The sequence below is a fragment of the Mycoplasma zalophi genome (assembly GCF_018914005.1).
Lineage (GTDB): Bacteria > Bacillota_I > Bacilli_A > Mycoplasmatales > Metamycoplasmataceae > Metamycoplasma > Metamycoplasma zalophi_A.
In genome coordinates, this window is the sequence record NZ_JAHMHI010000002.1 from 1 (window position 1) to 15860 (window position 15860).

A 15860-nucleotide genomic window follows, 5' to 3' on the forward strand; every position below is an offset into this window, starting at 1 on the left:
ATTTATAGTTTTCGACGAAAACACAGGGTACTTATATTTTTCAGATGGAAATTCTTTTAATTTATTAGTGTTTAAAACTTGTCCTCTTGTAATTTTAAATAGATTTTTCACCTTGTCTTGAAACCAAACGAAAGTGTTTTTTAGTAAAAATGCAGTTTTTTCGACATAAAAAAGTTGATTTTTTTGTCAAAATCACAAACGCTTTAACAAAGATACGTTTTCATTTATTACATTTAAAACAGTTGCAATTTTTATTTGTTCTTTTTCGTTATTTGTTAGGTAAATAATAGTTTCTTTTAATTGGCTAAAGTGTCTTTTATATCCTAATAAACCTACGTCTATTTTAGTTAAAGAATGATACAAAAAATCTCTGTCAACTTTTAATGTTTCAATAAGTTTTATGCCATCTGTTGCGATTAAAAAAGGAGAATTAGGTTTATATAGCGAAAAAGTATGATCACCAAACAGAATGAATTTTTTGTAATTTATTATAATATTTGATTCATTTGAATACCCTAAAATTGGATTATCGCCTTGTTGAATAACAGGGTATAAGTAACCAGTTATGTTTAGCGCTTTAAATTTATGTGTAGAGCGGGGAATTATAACATTTTCCACTTTGTCTTGAAACCAAACGAGAGCAAAAAGACACAAAAAAACAGCATTAATAGCCGTTTTATTGTTTGTTTTTAATAATTTCTAAACCTAGTAATGTTTTTCCTTGGATGTATTCTAAACTAGCTCCACCACCAGTACTAATAAATGAAAATTCTTTTTCAAGTCCTAAATTTTTGATTGCAGCTGCGCTATCACCACCACCAACTACTGAAAAAGCATTTTTATTTAATGAAATAATTTTTGCAATTTCTTCTGTTCCATGTGAGTAATTTGAAAATTCAGTCACTCCTAATGGTCCATTTCAGAAAATAGTTTCAGCTTCAAGTAAATATTTTTTAAATAATTCAACTGTTGCTGGACCTATATCCATACCCATGAAATCACTGGGTATGTTTGGATTTTCTTTTGTTGTATATGTTGGGGTAGAATTACTAAAATCTTTTGATATAGCATTATCAATTGGAAGAATGATTTTATCTTTATATTTTAAAAGTAAATTTTGAGCTAATTCAAGATAATCTTTTTCAAATAAACTTTGTCCAATTTTAAGTCCTTTTGATGCATTAAAAGTATATGCCATACCGCCACCTATTAATAGATAGTCAGCTTTTTGTAATAATGCTTCTAGAACTTGAATTTTATCTGAAATTTTAGCACCACCAACAATCGCTACATAAGGTTTTTTTGGATTATTTAATTTAGATAAATTGGTTAATTCATCATCAACTAAAAAACCAATTGCTGATTCTTTTATGTATGTTGAAATACCTACATTCGAAGCATGGGCACGATGAATTGCGCCATATGCATCATTTATAAATACATCACCTAAACCTGCTCAATATTGTGCTAATTCTTGATTATTTTTTGATTCTTTTTTGTCTTCTAAATCTTCAAATCTTGTATTTTCTAATAATAAAATTTCTTTGTTTTTTAAATTATAAACAGCGTCATTTACTTCTTTTCCTCTTGTTTTATTTACAAAGAAAACATTCAAATCAGTTAATAATTTTTTAAGTTCTAAATAAACTGGATATAAAGATTTAGATTGCAAATCCTCTTTTGTTTTTATTCTTGATAAATGAGATAATAAGATTAATTTTGCGTCTTGGTTTATTATGTATTTTATTGTTTTTAAGGCAGCAACAATTCTTGAATTATCAGCTACTTCATATTCATTTTTTTCATTTAGTTTTAATGGTGTATTAAAATCCACTCTTAAAATTACAATTTTATTTTTTAAATTAATATCTGTAATTTTTATTTTCATTATTTACCCTTCTTGCTTTTAATTTGTGTTTTTTTAATTTAATTATTTAAATTATTTTATTTTCATTATAATTTAAAATTATAATAATAAGTACATATAAACAAAAAAGGGGAAATAATGGGATTAAAAACAAGAGATTTACGTCAAAATAAAGATGCTATTGAAACAAGTATTACTCAACTTTTAAAAGATTTTGCTAAATTTAAAAAAGAACCAAGATTTATAAATTATGATGACAATCATCTTTTAAGTATTTATAAAAATATTGTTTGAATGTCAGAAGTTGATCGAAAAACAATGAATAAATTAGAAGAAATTCAAAGAAGACAGAGAAATCAATATTTACAAAACAAAGCAAAAGAATATGAATACAAAAAATGAAGCGATGACCCTAATAGTACAAAAGTTAAAGAAATTCAACCGATATCAAGGTTGATAATTGCGGCTTCAGCAATTTCAGTAGTAATTTTTATTGCTTTACTTATTTTAGTATTTACTAAGTGAGTTGGATAAGATAATATGGAAAATAAATTATTATTGATAATTTTAGGTTTTATTGTTTTATTGTTTGTAATTGTTTTTATTCATTATTCAGTTTTATTTTATAAAAACATAATAAGATCAAGAAAACAAAAATTAAAAGTTTCAAAAAGTACCAAAATAAGATTAATTCACCAATTAAAAGAAAGTTTAAAATACTTATCTAAAAATAAAACTGGTGCGCTAATAACCATTGAAATGACTGATAAATTAGATAATTTAAGAACTGATGGAGTTATTATTGACGCAAATATTTCAAGTTCTTTAATAATAAGTATTTTTAATAAAAATACCCCATTACATGATGGAGCTATTATTATCCGCGACAATAAAATAGTGTATGCTGCAACTTATTATAAAATAACTAAAAAATCTATAGATAATAAATATGGCGCAAGACATCGTGCAGCAATTGGTATAAGTGAAATTTCAGATTCTATTACTTTGGTAGTAAGTGAAGAAAATGGAGCAATAAGCCTTGTTAAAGGTGGTATGATAAGTCCTATTTTTACAGATAGATTACAAGAATCATTGGTAAATATATTTAAAGACTATTAAAAGAAAAGAGGCCACTATGAAAAATGAACTATCATTAACTCAACTTCGTAATGCCCTTCAATATAAAAATATTCATTTAATTCGAACATTTGTCGATGAAACACCTAATGCAACAATAGCTGATACGATTGAACAATTAAATGAATATGAACGAGTGTTTTTCTTTCGAATAATTAAACCCAAAGATAGTGGGGAAATTTTTTCATATTTAGAACATGATATTCAAGAATCAATTATTAAATCATTTACAGATAAAGAACTTGAATATATTTTAGATGATCTATATTTAGATGATATTGTTGATTTAATTGAAGAAATGCCTGCTAATATTTCTCAAAAAATTTTAAGTCATGTTAAAGATCAAGAAGACAGAAATAAGATTAATAAACTTTTAAAATACAACGATGATAGCGTCGGTTCAGTTATGAGTGTTGAGTTTATTAAATTAAACAAAGACATCACTTGTTCAAAAGCAATTGAGATTATTAGAAAAAAAAGAGAAGATGCTGAAGTAGTTCATTATTACATTGTAATTGATGATGATAACAAGTTAGCTGGTGTAACCACTTTAGAAGATATTGTTTTTGTTGATAGTAGAAGAGGTACATATATTTATGAAATAATGGAACCAATTCAAAGTTTAAATGTTTTAGAAACAAAAGAACATGCAACTTTAATTTTTGCTGACCATGATATGTCAGTTCTACCAGTTGTAAATGATAAAAATGAGGTTTTGGGAATTGTTACTTCTGATGATGTTATTGACGTTTTACATGAAGAAGCAACAGAAGATATTTATAAAATGGCCGGAATTGAATCAGAAGAAGGTATTTCATATAATAAACCTAATATAAAATCAATTGTTAAGTCAAGAATCTTTTGATTAATTATTTTGATGTTAGGAAGTACCTTAAGTCAATTAGTTATTCAAATATTTCAGGCTCAAGTTGAAGGGGCGGGTTCTTTTCTTTCAGCCGCTATTAGTAGCGCAATAGTTGTTTCAATGGTTCCAGTTATAAGTGGTACTGCAGGAAACGCGGGAGCGCAAGCAGCAACTACTGTAACACGTGCACTTGCACTTCATGAAATAAAAGGTTCAAAATGAAAAGTAATAAGTAGTGAATTAAGAGCAGGAGCAATAATTGGATTAATATTATTTATCACAAATTTCATTAGATTGATTTTATATTTTACAGCAACTGGTAATTTACTTATAAAAGCAGAACAAATTGGAATTATTCTAATGTGCTTGGTAAGTAGTTTATCAATGTTTTTAGCAGTTGTTTTTGCTAAATTTGTTGGTGCTGTAGTTCCTTTAGCTGCAAATAAATTAAAAAAGGATCCTGCAGTTATGTCAAGTCCTATTTTGGCAACATTAACAGATGCAACTTCTACTATTATCTTTTTTAGTCTTGCTATGTTGATTTTTCACATATTTTTTCACTAGTTTTTAATTGCAATTAAATTTAAAAAAAATTATTTTTTGTTGTATAATATTTTTATGAAAAAAGTACTACTTACAAATTCAATGATTATTATGGACAAGAACGGTATTGCATATTCTATGTGCGCATATCGTTAGTTTCATTATAAGTCTTGTTGTAAGTTTATATATAACGGATTTATAAAGTAATAAAAGTCTGTTATGGTAAAAAAGTATATAGTTATTTAATTAAATATCATAAAAGATTTTTATTATTTATTAATAATTGCTATATACCACCTCTTTTATGATGAATAAATAAAAGTTCTGTATGGTTTATAGCATACAGGGCTTTTTTCTATAGAGAAAATGGAGAGATAAATGAGAAAAAAAATATTAATATCTTCTTTAGTTCTTGCAACTATACCAGCTATAGCGGCAGTTTCATGTGCACCGCAAAACACAGAAACTAATGAAGAAAAAACAATTAAAGAATTAAAGGCTAAACTAGCAAAAATAAAAAAAGAGAACCAAACAGAAAAAGAACAAATTCAAGCACAATTAGATGCTTTAAGACAAAGATTAGAAACAACAAATCAACAAAAAGATGAATCAGATCAAACTAAAACAAGATTAGAGCAAGAAATTGAAGAGCTACAAGAAAAAATTAATGAATTAGAAGCTAAGAGAGTTAAAAGAAATGATAAATCAGCTAAAAAATTCTTTGAACAAATAAGCGACTTTTTAGCAATTGATTTACCAAATGCAATTAAGCAACAAAACCCAAACTCTTACAATAGTAATAGAGATTTATTAGATGGTGTAACACAAAGTATCGAAAAATCAAAAGAAGAATTAAAGGATACACCAGAAGATTTTAGTAATTTATGAACATGAGAAAATGCAATTTTATTCTCTTTAAATAGAGCTGATATTATTACTAAATTTATAGATGATCCTCAAAATCCTGTTACAGTTAATATTCCAAAATTAACAGAAATGGATGATTTATTTGATTGAAGAATTAATGATATAGATAGAATAATGAGTCAAATAAGAACAAGTGACGCAACAGATAAAGAAGTATTACTTGCAGAATTCGAAGGATATAAAAAAGAATACCAAGATGCAAAAACAAATTCTTCACTACTTACACACCAAATAAGTAACTGACAAAAACTTGAAAAACAAGGTGAAGGAATAGCAAGTAAATTTATTGATTTTAGTTCAACAAACTATAGATCATTACTTCCTAAATTCAATATGCCAGATTTTAAAATTTCATTATTCCCTGTATATAGAAAAATTGTTGATGAAGAATTTAAAAAACAAACAAAAGATAAATTAGCTAAATTATTAGCAAATTACAAAACTTTTTTCAGTAAATCTGCAACTGATTTTATTACATCTGTAAGCTATCACAAACTACATGAAAAAGTAAAAGCTGAGTTACTAAAAATTTCTGCTGCTTTAGTGGATGATAATTTATCATACTTTAATGAATTTGAACTTTGAGAAGATGTTGATAGATTTGTTTATGAAGCAAATAATACTTTACTTGAAGGATTCTTTGTGGATAATAAAGAATTAAAACAACAAATGGATGAAGAGGTTTCAAGAGAGTTTGATGTTAATACTATGAATTCTTTTGCAAAAATGTTTAAAAATAAATATGAATCAAAAACTAATGAATATCATAATGATTATAACGAAAGTGATAACACATATTTATATAAAGATTTTTATACAACATATAGTACAACAATGCGAAACATAAAAAATATGCAACATGATACATATATTGAATCTTTTGATCGTTATCAAGAATATTTAACAGTTAAAAAACAAATACAATTATCTGAATCATTAATTAATTTATTTAAAGATCTCGGTGAAAACTTAGATAGTCAAGAGTTAATTGATTTATTAAAATGAAACAACTCAGAAAAAATGGATAAATTGATTGATCAAACTAATAAAAACAAAGACAATGATAAAAAATTATATAACGAGCAAAAAGTTGAAATAGATAAATTAATTGTAGATTACGATGAAACAACTGACCCTCATGAATTTATAAACACATTAGCCGCAACTTCTGGAGAAGTTTTAAATAATTTTACTCAAAACTTTAATGAAGAAGGTGATGAATTAGGTAAATGAGCATATATGTATACTACAACTTCACAAATTTTAGAATTATTAAGAGAACACAATCAAAAAATTAATGATGCTAAAAACAATAGTGAATTATCAGAAGAAGAGCTTAAAGTAAAAATAAAAGAAATTAATGCTAACGCTTTAGAAGTTAAAGCTAAAATGTTTAAAGTTGAATCTAATTCAAGCGACCCATTTGCATACCTTGTATTCAATAATGCATACTTTGATTTCCATTACACAAAAGATGATGAAACATATGTAAACGAATCTAAACCATTAACAGATCTTGAAGATTTATTTAAATATTTTAAAGATTATCAAAAAGGTTCTAAAGATAATCAAGAAATAAAAAATGATATGGATGCACAATTAACTTTAATTAATGGCAGCTTAAAAACACTTGAAGAAATATTTGAATATGGAAATCAATGATCATCAATTGGTGATTATTATACAGATAGTGGAAATGCACTTCGTGAATTAAGAGAAAATTTAAGCGAAATATTAACTGAATATAAAGAAAAAGTTGAAGAATTAAAACAAGAATTGGAATCATCAGACAATGCTGATACAATAGAAAATAAAATTTCAGAATTATCAACAAAAGCTGAAGAGATATTAAGCAAATTTGGTAATAAAAATTTAGGGTTACCAACATTAACAAATGAATATCATTTAACACAACAAGATCGTGATACTCAAATTGAAACTTATGAAAATAGAAAAAGAAAAATAGCCAAAACAGCTAAATTAGTTCCAGGGCAAGAATTATTTGTTCTTTTACGTTACTGAAAAGACAATAAAAAAGCAGATTTTGAAAAAATTCTATTACAAAAAGATGATTATCAAGATAAAGAACTTGCTAAGTTTTTAAATGATGAAAAAGATTCAGTTTCAAATAATTCAAGATTTAATTCTATAATATCAGTTGATTCATCAACGGGTTCTTGAAGTGTTTCAAATGCAGAAACTGATGAAAAAGAACAAGAAGAAATAAACAAAATCTATGAACAATTCAAAGAATTAGAAACTGCATATGCTGAAACTTTAATCGCATGATTAAATAGAACAAATGACTCTAATGTTGATGAATTAAAAACTAATTTAAAACAGAAAAGATCAGATTACTATACATTCTTAAATGGTCTAAAAGATAAGCATGTAATTTTAGAAAATAAATATATAAGATTTTCAGCAGACTTATACAACACAGATAAATCTGAACCAACTGAATATTTTGTAGCAGCTACTTTACTATCATTCTATGCAAAAATAGAATCTACTACAGAAATAATGCAAAATATATATGATAAATATATTAAATAAAAATAATTAAGAGGCAAGATGAAAGACAACCAGAAAAACCCAAAAAATAAAAAATCTTTCAATTGAAGAACACTTGTTTGGCCTAAGTATGTTACTTCTTTAGCAGTGATCGCGCTGGCTTCAGCAATAACAATTGGAATTATTAAATATAATTCAACAAAGCCACATTTAGCCCAAGGATACGATAATAATTTACTAAAAAATAAATTTGTTAATCCAAATGGAAATATTAATTTAGCAGATGGACCTAGATTAACATTTGTAAATAGTGAAAAAAATCATGAAATTGCTACATTTGATCCTTCTAAAGGAGAAGATGGAGAAGTATTTTACAATAATAATTGAATAGGTTACAATGACTTTTTAAAACAATTTTATGAAAAAAATCACTCAATGCCATTTTTAAATATTAAGTATGGAATGTTTGATTTTTACAATGAATATATTGAAGCAGTTAGTGCTAAAGATTTCTATGATTTTACTCAATGATTCATGAAAAATGTTTCATGAGGACCTGAAATTATTACATTAAAAGAATTTTCTATTGTTAAAGGGGTTGAACTTAATGGAAATAATATAACATTAGGTTCTCACTCTAATCAAGATAAAGAATATACAACTATAAAATTCTTCCCTGATGCTTTCTTTGGTTCAATTCCATTACACAGTACTTTAAGCGGGGAAGGTAATGCAGCTGATTCATTACTATATAGAGTAAATAAAAAGTTATTAACATTTCCTGAATTACAAAAATTTTTAGAAAATATTAATGAATACAATTCATTTACTAATATTTCTCAACAAACATCTAATGCACAATCATTTAGAACATTAGCTGATAAAAGAGATTTAATTGGAAAAGAAGTTTTTGTTGTTAAAGGTAATTATCGTGAAAAAATTGAAAGTGAAGCATTTAGTACTTTAGAAAAAGATAGATTAAATGTTTCTTCAGATTATATTTCTCTAGTTGTTGCCAATACTCTAGAAGAAGCACAAACTAAATTTGCAGAATATGTTAAATCATATTCAAAAAATGATCCGTTTGAAACACTAAAAAATAGTGCTTCTTTTTCTTTTGAAAAGAAGACTATTGTCAATGCAATTATAGAAAATGATGAAAAAACTTTATTAGATAAAATAAATGACAAATACTTAAAATTAATTTTTAATGATGGTAAAACTTTTATTTTATTTAACAGTATTGATGAAGCACAATACAACGTTGAAATAGTTAATGGACAAATTACTAATGGTACAAGACCACAAAACACAGAAAGTATCCAACAAGCATTGGAACGTAATACACGTGCTTTTGAAAACCTTTCAAGTGATATATCTTCAATTTATGCAAAGAATTTAACAAATAATATATATCTTCAACAAGATAAATTAGCTAAATTTATTGAATTTGTAAATCTTTTAAAAGAAAAAGACACAAAAGAAGTTCAAATTAATGAAACAAATAAATTAATTCAAAAAGGTGATGATAATCACAGAGAAGAATTAAATTTATATAAACAAGCTAAAGAAAGATCTCTTGAAGAAATTAATAAAGTAAATCAATCATTAAAAGAAAAGCAAAATAAAAAATCAGAATTAGAAGCAGAAATTGCTGCTGAAAATAATGAACAAACTAAAGAAAATAAAAATTACGAATTATTTAAATTAAATAAAGAAATTGAAGAATTAAACGCAAGAAAACAAGAATATGAGCAAGTTGTAACTACTTCAACCAGAAGAATTGAAACTCTAGAAAGTGAAATTCCTACAGACGAACAATTAAGAGAATATCACGCAAGAATTGCCGGGCTAAATCAAGAAATTCGCGCTTTAAATATCGAACAAAAAAGAGAAGAAATTTTATTAATTTTAAAAAGAGCATTTTTTGACTCCGAACAACTTGATACTTTAATTGATTTATATAAATTAAATGAAGAAATAGAAAATTCAGAATTTAAAGAACCAAAAACCGAATTTGATTCTATTGACCAAAAAGCAGATTACATTAGAAATCTTTATAAATTTATTTTAGAAAATCGTGCTAAATATAATTTATATAGCAAAATTCTAAGTGGTGACGTGTATGCAAAAATCGAAAATGTAAATGATGAATATCTTTTATATTCTTCAGATTTAGGTTATTTACCCGCTCAGTTAATTGCATTAGATGAATTAGTTAAAATTACAAAAAATTGAAGAATAAACTGACGTGAATACTCAAATTTAAACGGATTCATTCGTTCACATAATGAAACAGTTTCAAATGGTTTTTATGTTTATTTACCAAATATAAACTCAATAAGAGAAGAATATCAGGGTAGTGAAACAGAAGTAAAACAACTTATTGATAAAGAAAATGCAAGATTAGATGAAATTTTAAAATCATTTGAAAATAATGAACAACTAAACCAACAAAAATCATCGATTTCATCACATTTAGAACAAGCAAATTACTCTTCATTAGTTAATGAATTTAAACAAGATATTCAAACACTTGATACACTAGCAACAAAATACAACAAAGATACTCAAGCATTTGTAAGAATAATGACTTTAAAATCATTTGTTGAATATGAAGATGATACAACCAAAGATAAAAAATACTACAACGATATAAAAGATATAATTGAAAAAGACAGCGCTTTATCAAGTCACTGAAATGATTTTGATAGTGCAATAAATAATATTGATACATTAAGAAAAATCACTCAAAACGAAAAAGAATCATATAAATTAAAAATTACATCTTTACTTCCAAAAATGTTTAATTTATATTCAGAAATTGTAAAAATAACTGCTACTCAAAAAACTGATATAGATGAATATACAAAAAATCAACTAAAACTATATAATCAACAAATTCAAGAAGTTCTTTCAAGTTTAGAAAATATTAATCTTTCAGATAATAACAATATTTTAGTTTATGTAAATACATTAACAGAAGTTTCAACAAAGGCTATTAGTTTATTTGAAAATAGAGTAGATCAAACAAGCAAAAACTTAGAAACAATTTTAAATAACTTTAAAAATTCATTAGAGTATTTAACTGAGTTAGAAACTAAATACAATATAGAAAATGTTGATAATTTAATTAGATATTATTTTGCAATAGTTTCAAACCCAGTATTTAAAGAATACGATAACAAAGGTAATCAAAATAATGAATCTAGAAAATTTATAGCCGCTTTATTTAACGATGTTATTGCTTACCAAAAAGAAAATTTTGATAATTATAATTTAAATATTCAAAATCAAAATACAAAAATAGCGCAATTAAAACAAGAAATTGCACAAACAACAGATAATAATTTAAAAGCTAACAAGCAAAAAGAATTAGTAAATGCACAAAATTTACTACATTTTTATACAGATTTATTAAAAGATACGCATTTTGAAAATAACGGTTATTACAAAAACTTAGATGCTATTAATGAGTTAAAAGCAGCATGAACTAACAAAGATTTTGCAAATGATGAAAATTTCCAATATCAATTTGAAGATACAGCTTTATATATAAGAAATAAAACTTGAGTAGATAGTATGAATGAAAATCTTCAAAGATATCAGCAAGAAAAAGATAGATTTTCTAAATCACTTCAAAACTACTCTTCAGAAGTTCATAATCTAGCAACTGATTTATTTGAGTATGTAGATATGTTTAATTCATTTAATAATATTTATTCAAATGCTTTAAAACAAACAATTTTCAATGTAAAACAAATTAAAGAATTAAATATAAAAGAAACAGTTTGACACCATAGTTTACTTACAAATGAAGGAATAGAAATTTCTTCTAAAAATCCTTTATATGTAGCAAAATCAAAAATCGAATTATTAGATAAATTAACAAAAGCAAAAATTGTTACACCAGAAACAGATGTAAATGAATTTGCAAGAAACTATATTCACAACGTACAACTTACAAATATAAATAAAGATAATTCAACTTTATCATTTGTTTTAAGAGAAAAACAACTAGTAAATAATCAAGAATTTTCAAGTTATATGAATTTAAAATACTTGAAATTTAAAGTAAATGCAAATGTTTCTGATGGTGTAGGTGAAAATACATTAGAACAAATTAAACAATTATTTGACGTTGCAGGATATAAAGCAGTTGTACAACCATATTCAATTAAAGAAGAAGGAAGTAAAACTATAATTGATGACAATGGTCAACAACATACAGTCCCTACTTATAGTATTTTTGTTGAAGCATACGATGGATTTACAAAAACACTTTTAAACAAAGTTCCATGAGCGGGAGAATGACTTGAAGGTGAACATTTAAAAACTTCAATCAATGATAAAGGTGAATTTGAATATTCTATTGAGAATGGAAGATATTTAGGATTAGATCCTGACTCACGTATTGGATTATGATCATTATTAGCGATGAATAATCCTAAATATAAAGGTATTGCAGTCGACTTCTTAAAATTTGTTGCTGCCCATGAATATGGACACCACATGACATTGAATTCAGCTCAAGATTTAGGAGATAAAGGTCAAAAACCTCTGTATGGATCTGCTTTAGTACCAGGTCAAACACCAAATATAAATAATTACTACTCAAGAAATGTTTTGGACTTATATTTAAAAGCAAGAACACACTTAGGATTAAACTCATCACCTCTATTAAACGAACCTAATGTTGTTTCAGAAAACAATGAGGGTGAATATTTACTATATAATGAACCTAAGAAGATTAATAATGAAATTGTAATTAATAAAGATACAGTTGAATCAGGTTCTGATGTTTGAGGACATGAAATTGGAAAAGAAGATTTAAAAGCTTCTATGGAAAACTACAAACGCCGTTTCTTGCAAACATATGAAGGTTTAGTTAAAGCAACTGAAGAAAGACGAAAAGCAAACGGTTTAAATAATACTGAAGACAAAAAATGATTAGAAGTATTTGATTTATGATTAATGAATACTTTAGACCAAAACTCAGGAACATTAAACCCAACTAAATATTCAGACGATAAATTCCCAGTAAAATATATGACTAAAGATGCAAACGGTAAATGAACATTTAAAAAAGCATCACTTGACATGTTACAAGGAATTTTAAAAGATGGACAAGGAAATTTAATTAATTTTGAAGAAGTAAATGGACAAATAGTACCAAAAATAGTTGAAGGTATTAAAAATTCAGCTAATGAATATATTCAAATTGATAAAATTTTAGTTTTCAATGCAGATGGAAGTCCAATTATAAATGTTCCACTAGGTATTAATTTAGAAAATAATGATAGAACTAATAATCCATATTATGAAATTAATGAAAACAATGAAAACATTACTAAAAAATATGTAAATGAAAAAATTCAAGAAGCTCAAAATACAATTCAATCATTAATTGTTAAAGACTTCATGATCAATGGTTGAGATTTTACAACAACTGATACATCAATTGAACCAAAAACATCTATTTCATACCCATCATATGCTGAAATATTTACTGAAGCAGATAAAGATTACAACAAAGCAATTTTATTGCCTTATTTAGATCATCTAAAATCAAGAGATAGACAAACAGGTAAAATAGCTAAAGGTTTTGTAGATGCAAAATATTATGCACCAAATGGAACTATATTAATTGATGCAAATAGCGAAGATGCCATTGAACAAGAAGAATTTTATGTTAATGCTTTTGCAGATAAAGGTAAAGAAAATACTAAATTTACTGATATTTTAATTTCATTATACTTAGCAGAAGGTAATTCTTATGCTTCAATTTCAGCAGGTGCAAGACAAGTTCTTTGATTTAGTGAAAATGAACAATATTTACCTAACGTTAATTTAGAAAATGTTACAACACCAGGATTTTTAGCAGAAAGTTTTAGTCCACAAACCTTAAAACAACTTCACCAAATCCCAATTTTAAAATGATTTGGACCTTATATTAAGGAAATGGTTGGTATAGATGGTAAAAACAATGCTTATTTAGTTGTTAATTCAAATGATAATGTTGTTTCCGAAAACCCACATCCTCAATTAAAAGGTTTTCCAGCATTCTGAGAAATGTCAGGATTAAAAATTAATAAAAATGCACTTTTAAATGATGCTTCGAATTCATTATTTAATAGTTACTTTTTAGAAAAATCAAACAAAAAATTATATGATTTTGACTTAAAATTCACTACATACGAAGAATTTATTAAGTTTTCAAGTGTTGATACAACAAAAGCTCAATTAAATAAAGAAACAAAAACAGTTAATTGAGATATAGATTATGTTGAATCTAAATTTAATATAGATAGATTCAAAAAAGGTTTAGAAACAGCATTACTTTCAGAAAACACTTTGACATCATCTGAAAAAAATAAATTAAATCAATTATTACGTGAAAATAACAAGCAAGCATTTGCAAACGAAATCATGAGAAGATTTACAAATTCTAAATTAGCAGTATTTGTAAAAGATATTCCACTAAGTACAATTAAACAAAAAATTGATGAAGATGCAAATAACGAACTTAGATATGCATGAATTTTTGATAAAGATTTAGGATATGGATTGTTTAAATCTGAAGATATAGTAGTCGGAACACAAGATAATACAAACACTTCAATTGAAAAACAGTGAGATATGTCAGCTAAAAGACTTTTAGATACATATAATGCATTTGCAAATGAAAATAATGTTTCATTTGATAAGTTTTCATTATTTGATGATTTAATTCTTGATAATAAAACACAAATGTATTCAACTCAAATGATTTACAATTTTAGACAAAGAAAATTCTCAATGGCTGATATATTATTATCATTTACAAAGGGAATAACTAAAAAATTAAAACCAACTGAAGATGTTGTAAATTACTTTAAAACTAAAACAGAACGTAAATTTAATGAATTCTTTTCAGATTATACTTATTCATTTGCTGAGGTTATTAACCGTGATAACTTACAAATAACATATTCACCTTCAAATACTGAATTTAGAAACTTACCAAGTTTTATCACTAATGTAAATGAAGCTAATACAGGGCTTGAATATGTTGTTGATGGAACACCAACTGCTAAATGAAACGAAGCGTTAATTAAATTTACTGGTGATGAACAACATTCAATTCAAAATACAATTATTGAATATGAAAAAATTGCAGATAAAGAAACTAAATATAGAGCATCTAAATTAAATGTTGATTATGTGCCAAATGATTTAATAAATAGTGATAATTTCTCTTCAGATCAAAACAAAGCATCAAATTACTTCGGTAAATTTAAATCAATAAACAATGGTTGATTTAAAGACCGTTGATATAGAGATGTTTTAAACTTCAGATTGTACGATGATGAAGGACAACCAATTGTAGATGATACAATCAGAATTAAAGATTTAGAAGGCAATGTTGTTACAAATAGACCAAAAGCCTACTGAGAATACTACATTCAGTCACAAGGTGTTGGAAAAAGAAATGTTTCAAATATATGAAGACATACAGATAAAGATGCTATTGCGATGTTTGGATATTTAAATATTGAAGATGCTAAAAAAGTTAATTATTTAGTATTTGAAGATGTAGAAACAGGACAAAGAAAAACACTAAAAATTAACAAAGAAAACAGTAGCAATATGTTCTATTACAAGACACAACACATTCACAATGAAGAAAATTCAGAATCACGTCACTGACTAAAAGATGAAGCATATGATTATGAAGATTCAAATGGTCACCATAAAGGAAATGGTTTTGTTGCATGAGTTAGTGATTATGCAATTATGTCAAATTATGCAAATAAATTACTAGATCCAAATCATGAATATAAAATTTATTTTTCAGATGATAAAGCAGGTCTAAAAACACTAAACATTGATTTAGGACAAACTCAAAGCATTTCAGAAAATGGAAAAACATTTTCTCAAGCACCAACTGCTATCTATCTAAAAAATATAAATGGAACAGAAGTTCCGGTTTTCCGTGTGGGTGTTCAATTTAACGGAACAAAATAG

The 15860-nt window shown here is 25.8% G+C and carries 7 protein-coding genes; 5 read left to right on the top strand and 2 right to left on the bottom strand.

What is annotated here, in order from left to right; all coding sequences use genetic code 4:
* Together KQ877_RS02800 and KQ877_RS02805 are read right to left on the bottom strand one after the other, a co-directional pair.
* A partial coding sequence (locus tag KQ877_RS02800; RefSeq protein ID WP_281492654.1) for a hypothetical protein occupies nt 1-618 on the bottom strand: 618 nt, incomplete at its 3' end.
* Between the two features lie 58 nt (nt 619-676).
* On the bottom strand, nt 677-1888 hold the full coding sequence (locus KQ877_RS02805; RefSeq protein WP_216535999.1) for a phosphoglycerate kinase: 1212 nt from the start codon (nt 1886-1888) through the stop codon (nt 677-679).
* Between the two features lie 117 nt (nt 1889-2005).
* Between KQ877_RS02805 and KQ877_RS02810 the strand changes: the two genes are divergently transcribed.
* From KQ877_RS02810 to KQ877_RS02830, 5 genes are all read left to right on the top strand, one after another.
* Nucleotides 2006-2401 (top strand): hypothetical protein, encoded by a 396-nt coding sequence (locus KQ877_RS02810; protein WP_216489242.1) that lies wholly within the window; start codon nt 2006-2008, stop codon nt 2399-2401.
* Between the two features lie 6 nt (nt 2402-2407).
* Complete coding sequence (locus tag KQ877_RS02815) at nt 2408-2986, top strand: diadenylate cyclase (protein ID WP_216489240.1); 579 nt, start codon at nt 2408-2410, stop codon at nt 2984-2986.
* 16 nt (nt 2987-3002) lie between these two features.
* Nucleotides 3003-4433 carry a magnesium transporter gene (gene mgtE, locus KQ877_RS02820; protein ID WP_216489238.1) on the top strand — a complete coding sequence of 477 codons (1431 nt, stop codon included), beginning with the start codon at nt 3003-3005 and terminating at the stop codon, nt 4431-4433.
* Between the two features lie 357 nt (nt 4434-4790).
* A complete protein-coding gene (locus tag KQ877_RS02825; protein ID WP_216536000.1) occupies nt 4791-7895 on the top strand; it encodes a hypothetical protein in 3105 nt (1034 codons plus the stop codon).
* A gap of 18 nt (nt 7896-7913) precedes the next feature.
* Nucleotides 7914-15860 (top strand): PDxFFG protein, encoded by a 7947-nt coding sequence (locus tag KQ877_RS02830; protein WP_216536001.1) that lies wholly within the window; start codon nt 7914-7916, stop codon nt 15858-15860.